At 62.5% G+C, this 15,586-nt stretch carries 11 protein-coding genes, 2 rRNA genes and 1 pseudogene (1 of these 14 only partly in view); 12 read left to right on the top strand and 2 right to left on the bottom strand.

What is annotated here, in order from left to right; genetic code table 11:
• Nucleotides 1-2,203: ribosomal RNA gene (locus ACCQ00_RS18895) — 23S ribosomal RNA — on the top strand (it extends 678 nt beyond the left edge of the window).
• A gap of 170 nt (nucleotides 2,204-2,373) precedes the next feature.
• Nucleotides 2,374-2,488, top strand: a 5S ribosomal RNA gene (rrf, locus tag ACCQ00_RS18890).
• An 893-nt stretch (nucleotides 2,489-3,381) separates the two neighbouring features.
• Here the strand turns inward: rrf and putA are convergent.
• A pseudogene (gene putA, locus ACCQ00_RS18885) lies at nucleotides 3,382-6,573 on the bottom strand (bifunctional proline dehydrogenase/L-glutamate gamma-semialdehyde dehydrogenase PutA); the annotation flags it as partial.
• A gap of 276 nt (nucleotides 6,574-6,849) precedes the next feature.
• Here putA and ACCQ00_RS18880 point away from each other — a divergent pair.
• From ACCQ00_RS18880 to ACCQ00_RS18855, 6 genes are read left to right on the top strand one after another with little or no spacing between them, the layout of a single operon-like run.
• Nucleotides 6,850-7,326: a DUF2244 domain-containing protein gene (locus tag ACCQ00_RS18880; RefSeq protein ID WP_017157717.1), complete on the top strand. Its 477-nt coding sequence runs from the start codon at nucleotides 6,850-6,852 to the stop codon at nucleotides 7,324-7,326.
• Between the two features lie 16 nt (nucleotides 7,327-7,342).
• Nucleotides 7,343-8,308 (top strand): cytochrome c oxidase subunit II, encoded by a 966-nt coding sequence (coxB, locus tag ACCQ00_RS18875; protein ID WP_039573371.1) that lies wholly within the window; start codon nucleotides 7,343-7,345, stop codon nucleotides 8,306-8,308.
• A gap of 38 nt (nucleotides 8,309-8,346) precedes the next feature.
• Nucleotides 8,347-9,951 carry a cytochrome c oxidase subunit I gene (gene ctaD, locus ACCQ00_RS18870; RefSeq protein WP_005911527.1) on the top strand — a complete coding sequence of 535 codons (1,605 nt, stop codon included), beginning with the start codon at nucleotides 8,347-8,349 and terminating at the stop codon, nucleotides 9,949-9,951.
• Complete coding sequence (locus tag ACCQ00_RS18865) at nucleotides 9,932-10,105, top strand: hypothetical protein (protein WP_003484652.1); 174 nt, start codon at nucleotides 9,932-9,934, stop codon at nucleotides 10,103-10,105. The genes ctaD and ACCQ00_RS18865 overlap by 20 nt, the downstream gene beginning before the upstream one ends.
• The gene (locus tag ACCQ00_RS18860; protein WP_017157719.1) at nucleotides 10,102-10,698 is read left to right on the top strand and encodes a cytochrome c oxidase assembly protein; all 597 of its coding nucleotides are present in this window, start codon (nucleotides 10,102-10,104) and stop codon (nucleotides 10,696-10,698) included. Before ACCQ00_RS18865 ends, ACCQ00_RS18860 begins: the two co-directional genes overlap by 4 nt.
• 38 nt (nucleotides 10,699-10,736) lie before the next feature.
• Nucleotides 10,737-11,612 (top strand): cytochrome c oxidase subunit 3, encoded by an 876-nt coding sequence (locus tag ACCQ00_RS18855; RefSeq protein ID WP_372354005.1) that lies wholly within the window; start codon nucleotides 10,737-10,739, stop codon nucleotides 11,610-11,612.
• Between the two features lie 95 nt (nucleotides 11,613-11,707).
• Here ACCQ00_RS18855 and ACCQ00_RS18850 read toward each other — a convergent pair whose 3' ends face one another.
• Nucleotides 11,708-11,926 carry a twin transmembrane helix small protein gene (locus ACCQ00_RS18850; protein WP_003484642.1) on the bottom strand — a complete coding sequence of 73 codons (219 nt, stop codon included), beginning with the start codon at nucleotides 11,924-11,926 and terminating at the stop codon, nucleotides 11,708-11,710.
• A 60-nt stretch (nucleotides 11,927-11,986) separates the two neighbouring features.
• Here ACCQ00_RS18850 and ACCQ00_RS18845 point away from each other — a divergent pair, with 60 nt between their 5' ends.
• Genes ACCQ00_RS18845 through cyoE form a run of 4 tightly spaced genes read left to right on the top strand, consistent with a single transcriptional unit; the run spans nucleotide 11,987 to nucleotide 15,385 of the window.
• On the top strand, nucleotides 11,987-12,709 hold the full coding sequence (locus tag ACCQ00_RS18845) for an SURF1 family protein (protein WP_017157721.1): 723 nt from the start codon (nucleotides 11,987-11,989) through the stop codon (nucleotides 12,707-12,709).
• Between the two features lie 27 nt (nucleotides 12,710-12,736).
• Nucleotides 12,737-13,312 carry a redox-active disulfide-containing membrane protein gene (locus ACCQ00_RS18840; protein WP_039573374.1) on the top strand — a complete coding sequence of 192 codons (576 nt, stop codon included), beginning with the start codon at nucleotides 12,737-12,739 and terminating at the stop codon, nucleotides 13,310-13,312.
• 10 nt (nucleotides 13,313-13,322) lie between these two features.
• Nucleotides 13,323-14,486 carry a COX15/CtaA family protein gene (locus tag ACCQ00_RS18835; protein ID WP_039573377.1) on the top strand — a complete coding sequence of 388 codons (1,164 nt, stop codon included), beginning with the start codon at nucleotides 13,323-13,325 and terminating at the stop codon, nucleotides 14,484-14,486.
• Between the two features lie 2 nt (nucleotides 14,487-14,488).
• On the top strand, nucleotides 14,489-15,385 hold the full coding sequence (gene cyoE, locus ACCQ00_RS18830) for a heme o synthase (RefSeq protein ID WP_039573380.1): 897 nt from the start codon (nucleotides 14,489-14,491) through the stop codon (nucleotides 15,383-15,385).
• Nucleotides 15,386-15,586 lie beyond the last annotated feature (201 nt).

Below are 15,586 nucleotides of genomic sequence, written 5' to 3'. Positions count from 1 at the left end.
CCAGGGTGAAGGTGCCGTAACAGGTACTGGAGGCCCGAACCCACGTCTGTTGCAAAAGACGGGGATGAGCTGTGATTAGGAGTGAAAAGCTAATCGAACCCGGAGATAGCTGGTTCTCCTCGAAAGCTATTTAGGTAGCGCCTCATATGTATCCTCTCGGGGGTAGAGCACTGTTATGGCTAGGGGGTCATCGCGACTTACCAAACCATTGCAAACTCCGAATACCGAGACGGACTGTATGGGAGACACACGGCGGGTGCTAACGTCCGTCGTGAAAAGGGAAACAACCCAGACCCACAGCTAAGGTCCCAAATTCACTGCTAAGTGGAAAACGATGTGGAAAGGCATAGACAGCCAGGAGGTTGGCTTAGAAGCAGCCACCCTTTAAAGAAAGCGTAATAGCTCACTGGTCGAGTCGGTCTGCGCGGAAGATTTAACGGGGCTAAGCAGTGAACCGAAGCTTGGGGTGCATAAAACTTGTTTTATGCGCGGTAGAGGAGCGTTCCGTAAGCCTGCGAAGGTGGATTGAGAAGTCTGCTGGAGGTATCGGAAGTGCGAATGCTGACATGAGTAACGATAATGCGGGTGAAAAGCCCGCACGCCGAAAGCCCAAGGTTTCCTTGCGCAACGTTAATCGACGCAGGGTTAGTCGGTCCCTAAGGCGAGGGCGAAAGCCGTAGTCGATGGGAAGCAGGTTAATATTCCTGCACCTCGCGTGAGTGCGATGGAGGGACGGAGAAGGTTAGGTGTACCGGGCGTTGGTTGTCCCGGGGAAAGGCGGTAGGTTTGGATCTTTGGCAAATCCGGGATCCTTTAAGACCGAGCACCGAGACGAGCCTTTTTGGCGAAGTCACTGATACCACGCTTCCAGGAAAAGCTCCTAAGCTTCAGCTCACGAAGACCGTACCGTAAACCGACACAGGTGGGTAGGATGAGAATTCTCAGGCGCTTGAGAGAACTCGGGTGAAGGAACTAGGCAACATGGCACCGTAACTTCGGGAGAAGGTGCACCCTTTTTGGTGGCTCGTGCGAGCTATAGCTGAAGAGGGTCGCAGAAACCAGGCCGCTGCGACTGTTTATCAAAAACACAGCACTCTGCAAACACGAAAGTGGACGTATAGGGTGTGACGCCTGCCCGGTGCTGGAAGGTTAATTGATGGGGTCAGCCGCAAGGCGAAGCTCTTGATCGAAGCCCCAGTAAACGGCGGCCGTAACTATAACGGTCCTAAGGTAGCGAAATTCCTTGTCGGGTAAGTTCCGACCTGCACGAATGGCGTAACGACAGCGGCGCTGTCTCCACCCGAGACTCAGTGAAATTGAAATCGCTGTGAAGATGCAGCGTTCCCGTGGCAAGACGGAAAGACCCCGTGAACCTTTACTATAGCTTTACACTGAACGCTGAGTTCGTCTGTGTAGGATAGGTGGGAGGCTATGAAACTGTGGCGCTAGCTGCAGTGGAGCCATCCTTGAAATACCACCCTGTCGTGCTTGACGTTCTAACCTAGGTCCGTTATCCGGATCAGGGACCGTGTATGGTGGGTAGTTTGACTGGGGCGGTCTCCTCCTAAAGAGTAACGGAGGAGCACGAAGGTACGCTCAGCGCGGTCGGACATCGCGCACTGTGTGCAAAGGCATAAGCGTGCTTGACTGCAAGATCGACGGATCAAGCAGGTACGAAAGTAGGTCTTAGTGATCCGGTGGTTCTGTATGGAAGGGCCATCGCTCAACGGATAAAAGGTACTCCGGGGATAACAGGCTGATACCGCCCAAGAGTTCATATCGACGGCGGTGTTTGGCACCTCGATGTCGGCTCATCACATCCTGGGGCTGTAGTCGGTCCCAAGGGTATGGCTGTTCGCCATTTAAAGTGGTACGCGAGCTGGGTTCAGAACGTCGTGAGACAGTTCGGTCCCTATCTGCCATGGGCGTTGGAAGTTTGAGAGGGGCTGCTCCTAGTACGAGAGGACCGGAGTGGACGAACCTCTGGTGTTCCGGTTGTCACGCCAGTGGCATTGCCGGGTAGCTATGTTCGGAAGCGATAACCGCTGAAAGCATCTAAGCGGGAAGCGCGCCTCAAGATGAGACTTCCCGGGGCACAAGCCCCCTAAAGGAACCATGTAGACTACGTGGTTGATAGGTCAGGTGTGTAAGTACAGCAATGTATTGAGCTAACTGATACTAATGATCCGTGCGGCTTGACCATATAACCTCAAGTTGCCTTGGTCCCAACGAACGTTGGTAGATCATCAAATGCAAGCTACGTCACAAGTTAACTATGCGAGGCTGAGCGCCGTAGGTGCTTCCACACGCAAACCCAGGCACACCCGTGCTCACGTTTGAGGAAGCAGCAACTGGCGACGCTCCAACCGTCTCCCTGGTGAAATTAGCGCTGTGGAACCACCCGATCCCATCCCGAACTCGGAAGTGAAACGCAGCTGCGCCGATGGTAGTGTGGCTCAAGCCATGCGAGAGTAGGTCATCGCCAGGGGCTTTACCCCGGAACCCTCAGTCCGCAAGGACTGAGGGTTTCTTTTTGCGCCCAAATTGATGCAGGACCCAGTCGGGATGGCCTCAGGGCGCCCGAAGCCGGCGGTGACCGAGGTGCGGCAGTAGCACAGCGCATGAGATAACCGCCGCAATCGCCTGGCGGTGGGAAGTTAGTCACCTTATCCGCAGCACCGCGCTCCCCCAACCGCCTGGCCCGCTTACCCTGCGCCGCTGGCCATCGGTGCCGACATCGCCTTCGTGGTAGCAGGGTCAGGGTCAGGGCGCCCGTACGGCCGGGGCTGCGAATGCCCCGCAACACAAAGCACGCGCTCTCCGCAACCGGCGGGCTACTGGCACCTACAGCTTCTCTTGGCCGCCAAACCGCCTGGCCAATGCCAGACGCGCCGCGCGGCGGTCGCTGGAGCCGATCAAAGACAGCGCCCCCGATAGCCTCGCTCGGCCGATGTCCTTGCCCGCCTGTCCTTGATACAAAGGACGGCCTAGAGCAGACCGGTCACGGCATCTGCAATGTTTCCCACATCTTGATGAGACCAAATCGAAGGCACCAGTGGCATCACGGTGTGCGGTGAAGGTATCCGATAAGTATTGGATCGAATCCAGCGATGTGCGCCGCGGGGGGAGCACATCTGGAGCGGCCGACTCGAACAGATGGGGAAGTACACCGCGAATTCGCGCCGGCTTCGCCAAGTGGGGGCCGATGCTTTATGTCGTTGGGATATTCACCACCACTGACAGCTTGAAACACTGCGCCCAACGAACAAAAAACCCCGCCTAAGCGGGATTTTTTGTCGTGCTGACAGTACATCTGGCTGCAATCGGTGGGGACTGACCGATTGGCGCTGAGGCCATGATCTGCTGGCTGGTATCAGTCGCCAATGTCAGCAGCGAGGCGTTACCGCCTGCTGCGGTGGTGTTGACGGTGACGACCTTCTCGGTAGCAAAACGCAGCAAGTAATGCGGGCCGCCGGCCTTGGGACCGGTGCCGGACAGGCCCTGGCCGCCGAACGGTTGTACGCCGACCACGGCGCCGATCTGGTTGCGATTGACGTAGACGTTGCCTACCACCACGCGCGAGGTGATGCGGTCGATCGTCTCATCGATACGCGAGTGGACACCCAACGTGAGGCCGTAACCGGTCGCATTGATCTGCTCGATGACGGCATCGAGCTGGTCGGCCTTCCAGCGAATTACATGCAGCACCGGCCCGAAAATTTCGCGTTGCAGCTGGGACAGCGATGTCAGCTCATAGGCACGTGGAGCGAAGAAGCTGCCATGCGCAGTGCTGGCGTCCAGGGTGGTGCTCCCGATCAGACGCGCTTCGCGATCCATGCGTGCAGCGTGATCGTCGAGAATCTTGAGCGCATCAGCATCGATCACGGGGCCAACGTCGGTCGAGAGCAGGCCCGGATCACCGATCTTCAACTCGCCCATTGCACCGGCCAGCATCGTCATGACCTTGTCGGCGATGTCGTCCTGGACGAACAGGACGCGCGCCGCGGAGCAGCGCTGCCCGGCCGAGATGAAGGCACTGGAGATGGCGTCCTTGACCACTGCTTCGGGCAACGAGGACGAGTCGGCGATGAAGGCGTTCTGGCCGCCGGTTTCGGCGATCAAGACGCCGATGGCGGCATCGCGTGCGGCCAGGGTGCGGTTGATGATGCGTGCGGTTTCGGTAGAACCGGTGAACGCGACGCCGGCAACGCGCGGGTCGTTAGTCAGCGCAGCACCAACGGTAGCGCCGTCACCTGGCAGGAACTGCACCGCCGCTTCCGGCACGCCGGCTTCGTGCAGCAGCTTGACCGCTGCAAAGCCAATCAGGTTGGTCTGCTCGGCCGGTTTGGCGATGACCGTATTGCCGGCCGCCAGCGCTGCGGCGACCTGACCGAGGAAGATCGCCAAGGGGAAGTTCCACGGACTGATGCAGACAAAGACGCCACGCCCGTGCAGCTGCAGCTCGTTGGATTCGCCGGTTGGCCCGGGCAGGCGCTCGGGTGCACCGAACTGCGCACGCGCCTGGCCGGCGTAATAGCGCAGGAAATCGACGGCCTCGCGGACTTCGGCCACTGCGTCGGGCAGCGTCTTGCCGGCTTCCTTGACGCAGATCGCCATGAAGTCGGGCATGCGCGTTTCGAGCAGATCGGCCGCATGTTCCAGGATGGTGGCGCGGCTGGCCGCAGGTGTGCGGTTCCAGGCCGGTTGCGCGGCCGCAGCGCTGGCCAGCGACTTCTGGACAGTATCCGGATCGGCCGGGTGCCACTGTCCAACCGTCTCGCGGCGATCTGCCGGATTCAACACCGCTTGGCCAGGCGTGCTGATCACCGCACCAGGCACCAGGGGCGTGGCCTTCCACGGTTTGATCGCAGCGTTGAGTTGCTCGGCGAGCTGGCGCAGATCGTTGTCGTTGGCGAGATTGGCGCCCATGGAGTTTTTCCTGTTCTGGTTCTGGCTACGCAGCACATCGGCTGGCAGTGGAATCTTGGGATGCGGGATGGAAGTAAATGACGTTACCGCTTCGACCGGGTCGCGGATGAGGTCTTCGATGGCGACATCCTCGTCGGTGATGCGATTGACGAAGCTTGAATTGGCGCCGTTTTCGAGCAGGCGACGTACCAGATATGGCAGCAGATCTTCGTGCGAGCCGACCGGTGCGTAGACGCGGCATGGCAGATCGAGACGATCGGCAGGAATCACCTCGGCATACAGGTCATCGCCCATGCCGTGCAGTTTCTGGTGCTCGTAGGTCTTGCCTGCCGCAATCGCGCGGACTGCGGCAATGGTCTGCGCGTTGTGCGTGGCGAACATCGGGTAGAGCGCGTCGCTGTGCGCGAACATGCGACGTGCGCATGCCAGGTACGACACGTCGGTATTTTGCTTACGCGTAAACACCGGGTAGCCGGAATGTCCTTCGATCTGGGCGCGCTTGATCTCTGCGTCCCAGTACGCGCCTTTGACCAGGCGCACCGGAATGCGTCGCCCGACACGGCGCGCCAGATCGGCAAGAAAATCGATCGTGTACGGCGTGCGTTTCTGATACGCCTGCACCGCCAGACCATAGCCCTCCCAGCCATCCAATGACGGGTCGGAGAAGGTGGCCTCGATGATGTCCAGCGACAGTTCCAGCCGATCGGCTTCCTCGGCGTCGACGGTGTAGCCGATGCCGTAGGACTTGGCCAACTGCGCAAGTTCCAGCACGCCCGGCACCAGCTCTGCCATCACGCGGGCGCGCTTGGCGTGCTCGTAACGCGGGTACAGCGCCGACAGCTTGATCGAGATGCTGGGCGCGGCGAATACATCGGTACCGACGAAACTGCCGCTGCGGCCGATCGCATGAATCGCATCGCGATACGCCTGCAGATAGCGCTGCGCATCCTTCATGGTGAGCGCGCCTTCGCCAAGCATGTCGAACGAATAGCGGTAGTTGGCGTTGTCGCCCTTGCGCGAACGCGACAGCGCTTCGCCGATGGTGCGGCCCATGACGAACTGATGGCCCATGATCTTCATGGCCTGGCGTAAGGCCAGGCGAATCACCGGCTCGCCAACGCGGCCGATCAGGCGTTTGAAGGCGCCCGGCACATCGGCGCGGGTGAGGTCGTTGAGCTGCACCAACTGGCCGGTCAGCATCAGGCCCCAGGTGGAGGCGTTGACCAGCACCGAATCGCTGCCACCCATATGCTTTTTCCAATCCGCATCGCCGAGCTTGTCGCGGATCAGCTTGTCGGCGGTGTCCTGGTCAGGAATGCGCAGCAGTGCCTCGGCCACGCACATCAGCAGCACGCCTTCTTCGCTACCCAGGTCGTATTGGCGCATGAAGGCCTCGATGGCGCCCTGATTCTGCGCACGTGCCCGCACACGGGTCACCAGGTCGGCCGCGATCGCCTGCACCTTGGCTTGCTCGGCGGCAGGCAGGCGTGCCTGCTCGAGCAGTTCACGCACGTGCTCGGTTTCGTCCTTGAGCCAGGCGGCGGTCATGGCGGCGCGCAATGCGCCAGGTGCGGCGGGCAGTTCGGGCGCCAACAGCGGGTGCGCGACTGAGGTAGAGGCAAGCGGGTCGAACTGTGCGTTCATGCGAAAGGTGCCTTGGATTCTCTGCGCATTCTAGTGAGCCAGACCGCGTGCGCACTTGTGTGGAAGCGGCGGCTTTCCCGCCGTTTTGTGCATGCCGCCACCGCAGGTGCGCGACACAGCGTGCCGGCACGGCCATTGTCGAGCAACGCGGAAGTGATTGATTTGCGCGCACTTTTAGCTGCACTGCAGCAAATTTTTGATCGCTGGAAATGCTTGCCGCATGTGTTGGCGCGGGTCTACCATCGGGCTATTCTCGCAGTGCGCTGCGTGCTGTTTATGATCGAAGTGCTGCCGTTGATGTCCGAAGGGGTTGGGACGCAGCTGCGGTTGCGGCCTCCGCGGGCACTGTCGGCCAGGCAATTCGTGCAGCTGTTCGCAGTGTTGGCGGGAACGATGTGGTTATTTGCAGGCCTGGGGTGGTGGACCGGCAATGCGTTCGCGCCGGTGTTTGCCCTGGTGCACAGTGGTGTGGTGGCGCTGGCGCTGCGGCAGTTGTGGCGAAGTGGCGAGCGCGAGGAAGCGATCCGGGTGGGGGAGGCCGTTGTCGAGGTGTTTCCGTCCGGGCATGCGCCACCAGCGTTTCAGGCACATCCGCACTGGGTGCGGCTTTGCATCGAACGCGATGACAGGGTGTTGCTGGTCAGCAGCGGCAAGCAGATCGAGATCGGAAGTTTTCTCGGGCCGGCCGAACGTGTGGAACTGGCAACAACGCTCAAACGCTTGCTCGCGGCCGCCAATGGCCGTCACCGATGACGTAAGGGTCTAGGCAATGACGCAACGCAGCAGCTGGAAGTCGATCAACACCTGCAAACACGTGGGCCTGGCGATGGCGGCGCTGCTGAGCGCGCCGGTGGCCTGGGCGCAATCGGCCGATCCAAAGGAATGGCAGCTCAACATGGGGCGCGGGGTGACCCAGACCGCGCGCATGGCCTACGAGGCGCATATGGTGGCGCTGTGGGTGTGCGTGGTGATTGGCGCGCTGGTGTTCTCGGCGATGGGCTATGCGATGTTCAAGTTCCGCAAGTCCAAGGGGGCGGTGGCTGCGCAATTCAGTCACAACATCACCGCTGAAGTGTTGTGGACGGTGATTCCGGTTCTGGTGCTGATCGCGATGGCGTGGCCGGCGACGGCAAAACTGATCGCGATGTACGACACCCGCGAATCGGAAATGACGGTCAAGGTGACCGGTTATCAGTGGATGTGGAAGTACGAATATCTGGGCCAGGGCGTGGAATTCACCAGTCGCCTGGCACGCGAGTCCGATCGTATCCGCCAAAGCGGCGAGCGCCCCACCGCGGCCTCGCAGCCGCATTACCTGCTGGATGTCGACAACCGCCTGGTGCTGCCGGTCAATACCAAGATCCGCTTCGTGATTACTGCCGACGATGTGATCCACGCCTGGTGGGTGCCGGCGCTGGGATGGAAGCAAGATGCGATTCCCGGCATCGTCAACGAAGCCTGGACCAACATCGAGCAGCCGGGCGTGTATCGCGGGCAGTGCGCCGAGTTGTGCGGCAAGGATCATGGCTTCATGCCGATCGTGGTGGAGGCACTGCCCAAGGCTGACTTCCAGCGCTGGCTGGCGTCGCGTCGCAGTACGTCAGGCGCAGCGCCGGAAGCGGCGCCAGCCGCCGCACCGACGCCGGCCGGTGCACCGGCCGCCCCGGCAGGTGACACCGCGCCGGCTGCGGCACCGGCACCGGCACCGGCCGCAACACCGACCGCCGCTCTTTAATCGCCCGCAACCGCTCGCTTCGCAGAGGTCGTTCCGTCATGGCGCATACCGCAGTCGATCACCACGGACACCACCAGCCCGGTTTCGTCGAGCGCTGGTTCTTTTCGACCAATCACAAGGATATCGGCACGCTGTACCTGCTGTTTTCCTTCGTGATGTTCATCATCGGCGCGGCGATGAGCGTGGTGATTCGCGCCGAATTGATGCAGCCCGGCTTGCAGTTCGTCAAACCGGAGTTCTTCAACCAGATGACCACCGTGCATGCACTGGTGATGATCTTCGGCGGCGTGATGCCGGCTTTCGTCGGTTTGGCCAACTGGATGATTCCGTTGCAGATCGGTGCGCCGGACATGGCGTTGCCGCGCATGAACAACTGGTCGTTCTGGTTGCTGCCGGTCGCCTTTACCCTGCTGCTGCTGACGCTGTTCCTGCCGGGGGGCGCGCCGGCCGGCGGCTGGACGCTGTACCCACCGCTGTCGCTGCAGGGCGGCTACAACGTCGCCTTCAGCGTGTTTGCGATCCATGTGGCCGGCGTCAGTTCGATCATGGGCGCGATCAACATCATCGCCACTGTGCTCAACATGCGCGCGCCGGGCATCGATCTGCTGAAGATGCCGATCTTCTGCTGGGCCTGGCTGATCACCGCGTTCCTGCTGATCGCGGTGATGCCGGTGCTGGCCGGTGCAGTAACCATGTTGCTGACCGACAAGTTCTTCGGCACCAGTTTCTTCAACGCGGCCGGCGGCGGCGATCCGGTGATGTATCAACACATCTTCTGGTTCTTCGGGCACCCGGAGGTGTACATCATGATCCTGCCGGCGTTCGGCGTGGTCAGCGAGATCATTCCGACCTTCAGCCGCAAGCCGTTGTTCGGCTACCAGGCGATGGTGTACGCCATCGCAGCGATCGCGTTCCTGAGCTTTATCGTGTGGGCGCATCACATGTTCACCGTAGGCATGCCGCTCGGTGGCGAAATCTATTTCATGTTCGCCACCATGCTGATCTCCATCCCGACCGGGGTGAAGGTGTTCAACTGGGTCAGCACGATGTGGAAAGGCTCGCTGACCTTCGAGTCGCCGATGCTTTGGGCCGTGGCCTTCGTGATCCTGTTCAGCATCGGAGGCTTTTCCGGGCTGATGCTGGCGATCGTGCCGGCGGACTTCCAGTATCACGACACCTACTTCGTGGTGGCGCATTTCCACTATGTGCTGGTGACCGGCGCAGTGTTCGCGTTGATCGCGGCGGTGTACTACTGGTGGCCCAAATGGACCGGGCGGATGTACAACGAGACCTGGGCCAAGGTGCACTTCTGGTGGACGATGGTGTTCGTCAACCTGCTGTTCTTCCCGCAGCACTTCCTTGGCTTGGCCGGCATGCCGCGGCGCATTCCCGACTACAACGTGGTGTTCGCCGACTGGAACCTGGTCAGTTCGATCGGTGCGTTCGGCATGTTCGTCACGCCGTTCCTGATGGCCGCGATCCTGCTGTCCTCGCTGCGCAGTGGCGCACGTGCACAGGCGCGCTCCTGGGAAGGCGCCAAGGGCCTGGAGTGGACGGTGCCGTCACCCGCCCCGGCGCATACCTTCACCGTGCCGCCGGTGATCAAGCCTGGAGATCTTGCGCATGAAGACATCGGCCACTGAGTCCGCCTCGGAGCCGGCGGTGACGCGTCTGCTATCTGCTGCGGAACGGCAGGCGCAACAACGCCGCGCCGTGCGTCGCACCGCGATCACGGTCGGCATCATTGCGTTGCTGATCTATGCAGGCTTCATCGCCTCGGGAGTCATCGGGCGGTGAGTGCCCGCGCGCCCGCACACGCGCCGACGGCCGGCTTGTTCAAGCTGCTGGGCGTGGTGCTGGGTGTGTTCGTGCTGACGTTCTCCCTGGTGCCGCTCTACCGCATCGCCTGCGAGAAAGTGTTTGGCATCCGCATGGAACGTGCACCCGGCAGCACGCGCGCGAACGCGGGCGCGCCACCTGCCGCCGGCAAGCGCACGGTGCGCGTGGAGTTCGATGGCGGGGTCAACTCCAAACTGCCGTGGACCTTCCATCCCGAACAGATGACGATGGATGTGGTGCCGGGCGAGCTCAACGAGGCGCTGTATTTCGCGCGCAACGATGGTGCACGTGCGGTGGTGGGCAGTGCGGTGCCCTCGGTTGCACCTGCGCGTGCGTCGGGCTACTTCAACAAGACCGAGTGCTTCTGCTTTACCGCGCAGACCTTGCAGGCCGGCGAAACGCGCGACATGCCGCTGCGTTTCATCGTCGACCCGGCACTGCCGCCGGAAGTCACTACGATCACCCTGTCCTACACGTTCTATCGCAACGACGCGCTGACCTCCGAACTGCAGGGCGGAGGCGCAGCTGGCGCGCCACGCGCTGCGCCGTAACCTTCCATCCACCCGCACCACGACACGGAAGCAACGCCATGGCCGACCACAGTCCCAACGCCGATGCGTATTTCGTCCCGAGCCAGAGCAAATGGCCCTTTGTCGGGTCGATTGCCATGTTCGTGATGATGATCGGCGTGGCCAGCTGGCTCAACGACGCGGCGTGGGGACGCTGGACCTTCTTCGGCGGCGTGGCAATGCTGCTGGCGACGTTGTTCATGTGGTTTGGCGATGTCATCCGCGAATCCAATGCCGGGCATTACAACCGCCAGGTGGATGGCTCGTTCCGCATGGGGATGGTGTGGTTCATCTTTTCCGAGGTGATGTTTTTCTGCGCTTTCTTCGGCGCGCTGTTCTACACGCGTGTGCTGACGCTGCCGTGGCTGGGCGGGGAAGGCGACGGCGTGATGACCAACGAGCTGCTGTGGAACGGCTATTCCGCTGCCTGGCCGACCAATGGCCCGGGCACCATCGGTGGGCAGTTCCAGACCATCCCAGCCTGGGGCCTGCCGCTGATCAATACGCTGATCCTGCTCAGCTCCGGCGTGACCTTGACCATCGCCCACCACGCGCTCAAGGGCGGGCGCCGCGGCGCGCTGCTGTTGTGGCTGGGGTTGACCGTGCTGTTGGGCTGCGTGTTCCTCTTCCTGCAAGCCGAGGAATATATCCATGCCTATACCGAGCTCAATCTCACGCTAGGCTCGGGCATCTACGGCTCGACCTTTTTCATGCTGACCGGTTTCCACGGCATGCACGTGTTGCTGGGCACGATCATGCTCGCGGTGATGTGGCTGCGCGCGGCGAAGGGGCACTTCAGCCGAGACAACCACTTCGCCTTCGAAGCGGCCGCATGGTATTGGCACTTCGTCGACGTGGTGTGGCTGGCGCTGTTTCTGTTCGTGTATGTACTTTGAGGGCGGGATTGGGGATTCGGGATTCGGGAATCGCAACAGCAAGCCCGCTTTTGCTTTTACGATTCACTACTCCCGATTCCCCATTCCCGGCCGCGTTAGCGGCCTAGTCCATGCGGCTTGATCCAGCCGGTATAGATGCCGAGGATCACGATGGCGATCAACGCCACCGATAGGCCAATGCGCCAGGTCAGGGCGTTGACGGTGCGCTTGGTCTGGCCGCGGTCGGTCAGCAGGTAGTAGAGGCCGGCGCCCAGGTTCCATAGGATCACGATCAGGAAGGCGACAATCAGCAGCGTCTTGAGCGAATCGTTCACAACAGCCCCGGGTGCAGTCGGCGTGGTGATGGCATTGCACGCCTTTTTGCGTCGCTTGTCATGACGCGCAAGCACACGGCGGTATTCGGCTGGTGTCTGGCGTTGCTGGTGAGCGCGGGTTTTGCGGCGCTTGGGCATTGGCAATTGCAGCGCATGCACAGCAAGCAAGCCTTGCTGGACCGTGCCGCGCATGTGCGCGACACCACGCTGCCCTTGGCACAGGCGCTGGCGACGCCGAATGAGTTGGCATGGGTGCGTGGGCAAGTGCGTTTTTTGCCACAACTGGTCTTGCTGGACAATCAACTGCATGACGGGCGTGCCGGTGTGCGCGTGTATCAACTGGCAGCGCCAGAAGATGTGTCGACCGACGTGCTGGTGGATCTGGGTTGGCTGCCACTGCCGGCCGATCGGCAGTTGCCCGGCATCGTTGCCCTGAAAGGCGTGCAGACGGTGCAGGGGCTCTTGAGCGCACCGCCGTCGGCGGGGCTGGCGATCGGACCGGCGCTGGCGCCTGGGGTTGCGGCGCAGACCTGGCTGGCCACGCGACTGGATCTGCAGGCCCTACGCAGCACACTGGGCAGGCGCGACATTTCGTCGCAGGTCCTGCGCCTGGACCCTGCACTGCCGGTTGGCTACACGCGCGATCTGGACATGCTGCCAAACACGCTGCCGCCCGCACGGCACTTGGGTTACGCGGTGCAATGGTTCGGGTTGGCCGCCGCGGTCCTGGCGACCGCAACGCTGCTGACATGGCGTGTGCGCCGTCGCGGCCGCGGGCACTGACGCCTGCGGCATGAGAAAATCGCCGGCATGACCTCCTCCACATCGGCCACGCCGCATTCGGTCAAACGCGGCCGCAGGATGCTGATTGCCCTGGCGGTGCTGTTCTTCGGCTCGATGTTGCTGGCCGGCGTGCTGCGCTTCTCCGGATGGCAGCCGGCGTCGATGCGCAACAACGGCGAACTGCTGCAGCCGCCCGCAGATCTGCGGGCGCTGGTGCCGGTGCGCGCGAACGGGAAGCCCTATGCCTGGGCGCCGAGCGAGCGCATCTGGCGCATTGCGGTGGCGCCGCCGGCCGATTGCATGCAGCAGTGCGTGGCGTTGGCCGCAGAACTGGACAAGGTGTGGCAGCTGCTCGGACATCGTGCCGACAAGGTGGAGGTGCTGTGGATCGGCGCGCCGCCGGCCGGGTTGCCGCCGATGCCTGCACTGCGCGTGCTACGCGACGATGCCCGCCTGCGCCAGGCATTGCCGCGCGGCACCGATACGGCCGGCGTGCCGGTGTATGTGATCGACCCCAATGGCTTCGTGATCCTGCGGTATGCCCCCGGCTTCGAGCCGGCCGGCCTGCGGTCGGATCTGGTCAAGCTGCTGAAACTGATGTGAGCCCGTTTCGATGAACCTGTTTGCGCCACCGGCGTTGTTCCGTCACTTCCATCGCATGGCCTGGCTGGCCGCGCTGTTCACTGCGAGCACGATTTTGTTCGGGTCGTTCGTCCGCTTGTCCGATGCCGGCATGAGCTGCCCGGACTGGCCGACCTGCTACGGCCGCGTGACCTGGCCGCAGACCAGCGACGAAGCCAACACGCACGTGGCCAGCAAGATCCGCCCGCTGGAATCGCACAAGGCCTGGCGCGAACAGGTCCACCGCTTCCTGGCCGGTGCGTTGGGCGTGGAAGTGCTGGTCTTGTCGTTGCTGGCGGTGCGTCGCCGTCGCATGGGCATTGCCCAGGTGGTGTCGGCCGCGCTGCTGGTGGCGTTGTCGATTCCGCTCTACATGTCCGGCTGGCATGCCGTGGCCTTCGGTGTGGCGATCGCCGGCGAGGCCATCCTGCTGCTGGCGGCATTGCGCTGGAGCAATATCGATCTGGCGCGTGCAGCGGTGCTGACGCTGGCGGTGGTGATCTTCCAGGCCTTGCTGGGCATGTGGACGGTGACGTTGCTGCTCAAGCCGATCGTGGTGATGGGGCACCTGCTGGGCGGCATGCTGATGTTCTCGCTACTGGTGTGGATGGCCTGGCGTGCGACGCATCTGCCGATCACCCTGGCCGACGCCTCGCGCTTGAAGTGGCTGCTGCGCCTGGGCGTGGCAGTGCTGGGTCTGCAGATCGCGCTCGGTGGCTGGGTCAGCGCCAACTACGCCGCGCTGGCATGTGGCGGCGGCAGCTGGTCGGCCGACAATTTTCCGCGTTGCGTCAGCCAGTGGTGGCCGCCACACGATTTCCGTGAAGGTTTCACGCTGTGGCGCGGCATCGGGGTGGATTACGAAGGCGGTGTGCTGGATGGCGCGGCGCGTATCGCCATCCAGATGGCGCACCGGCTGTGGGCGATTGCGACCGCGTTGTACTTATGGTGGCTGGCCTGGCGCTTGTCGCGGTCGCCGGGGATGCGGGTGTGGGCTGCGGCGCTTGCGCTGCTGGTCGCCGTGCAGGTGACGCTGGGCATGCTCAACGTGAAGCTGGCGCTGCCGCTGGAGGTCTCGGTCATGCATAACGGCGGGGCGGTGGCGTTGTTGTTCGTGCTGGTCTCGCTGCTGGCGCGGCTGCGCGCGCCGGAGTGAGCATGGCCGTCAGCGCACGCGATTACTGGGATCTGACCAAACCCAAGGTGGTGGCACTGATCGTGTTCACCGCGTTGGTGGGCATGTTCCTGGCCATTCCCGACATGCCGACCTGGGTGCAGGTACGCACCGGCGCACTGGGCTTCCTGGGCATCTGGCTGGCGGCTTCAGCGGCGGCAGCGATCAACCAATTGCTCGACGCCAAGATCGACGCACAGATGGCGCGCACCTCATGGCGCCCACTGGTGGTGGGCAAGGTGCGGCCCTGGCAGGTGCTGGTGTTCGCCGGTGCGCTGATCGTGATCTCCATGACCATTCTGGTGGTGTGGGTGAACGTGATCACCGCGGTGCTGACCTTCGCCTCGCTGATCGGTTATGCGGTGATCTACACCGTCTACCTGAAGCGTGCGACGTCGCAGAACATCGTGATCGGCGGGCTGGCCGGCGCCACGCCGCCGATGCTGGGCTGGGCCGCGGTGACCGGGCTGCCGACCAGCGCCGACTGGATCAATGCCTCGCTGCTGGTGCTGATCATCTTCATCTGGACGCCGCCGCATTTCTGGGCGCTGGCCATCTTTCGTCGCGCCGATTACGCCAAGGCGGCCATCCCGATGTTGCCGGTGACCCACGGCGTGCCGCATACGCGCAAGCAGATCCTGGTGTACACCGTCTTGCTGGCGATCGTGACCTTGGCACCGGTGGCGGTGGGCATGAGCGGGGTGTTCTATCTGGGCGGTGCCGTCGTGCTCAATGCGGTGTTCCTCTGGTACGCCTGGCGCATGCTGAACCCGCCGGACGAACTGTTTTCGATGAAGATGTTCGGCTATTCCATCGTGTACCTGATGGCGCTGTTCGCCTTCCTGATGGTCGACCATCTGCTGCTGCCGTGGGTGCGCTAGTCGCTGCAGTGGGACGAGCGGCAACGCGATAGCGCTGCCCCAATGATTGCGTTGGCCACCGGCGGAGGGTTGGATCACTCCTGTAGCGCGCCACCCGCGCCTGCGGCGTGTGGCGAAAGGGCGCCGGATGAGGTGCAACGTGCGCCGCGTCGAGCCCACCAGCGGCGTCCACGTCAGCAGACGCCGCGGTTTGCTGCTTAC

This window comes from Xanthomonas sp. NCPPB 3761, assembly GCF_041475705.2.
Taxonomy (GTDB): domain Bacteria; phylum Pseudomonadota; class Gammaproteobacteria; order Xanthomonadales; family Xanthomonadaceae; genus Xanthomonas; species Xanthomonas phaseoli.
Note: the sequence above shows the minus strand (reverse complement) of the source record. Positions and strands in the feature narration are given on the sequence as shown.

Bases quoted from the DNA above. Each gene is read 5' to 3' on its own strand.
- ACCQ00_RS18865 (WP_003484652.1), top strand. From the start codon at position 9,932: ATGAAGACATCGGCCACTGAGTCCGCCTCGGAGCCGGCGGTGACGCGT.
- ACCQ00_RS18855 (WP_372354005.1), top strand. From the start codon at position 10,737: ATGGCCGACCACAGTCCCAACGCCGATGCGTATTTCGTCCCGAGCCAG.
- ACCQ00_RS18835 (WP_039573377.1), top strand. From the start codon at position 13,323: ATGAACCTGTTTGCGCCACCGGCGTTGTTCCGTCACTTCCATCGCATG.
- ctaD (WP_005911527.1), top strand. From the start codon at position 8,347: ATGGCGCATACCGCAGTCGATCACCACGGACACCACCAGCCCGGTTTC.
- ACCQ00_RS18840 (WP_039573374.1), top strand. From the start codon at position 12,737: ATGACCTCCTCCACATCGGCCACGCCGCATTCGGTCAAACGCGGCCGC.
- ACCQ00_RS18845 (WP_017157721.1), top strand. From the start codon at position 11,987: ATGACGCGCAAGCACACGGCGGTATTCGGCTGGTGTCTGGCGTTGCTG.
- ACCQ00_RS18880 (WP_017157717.1), top strand. From the start codon at position 6,850: ATGATCGAAGTGCTGCCGTTGATGTCCGAAGGGGTTGGGACGCAGCTG.
- coxB (WP_039573371.1), top strand. From the start codon at position 7,343: ATGACGCAACGCAGCAGCTGGAAGTCGATCAACACCTGCAAACACGTG.
- cyoE (WP_039573380.1), top strand. From the start codon at position 14,489: ATGGCCGTCAGCGCACGCGATTACTGGGATCTGACCAAACCCAAGGTG.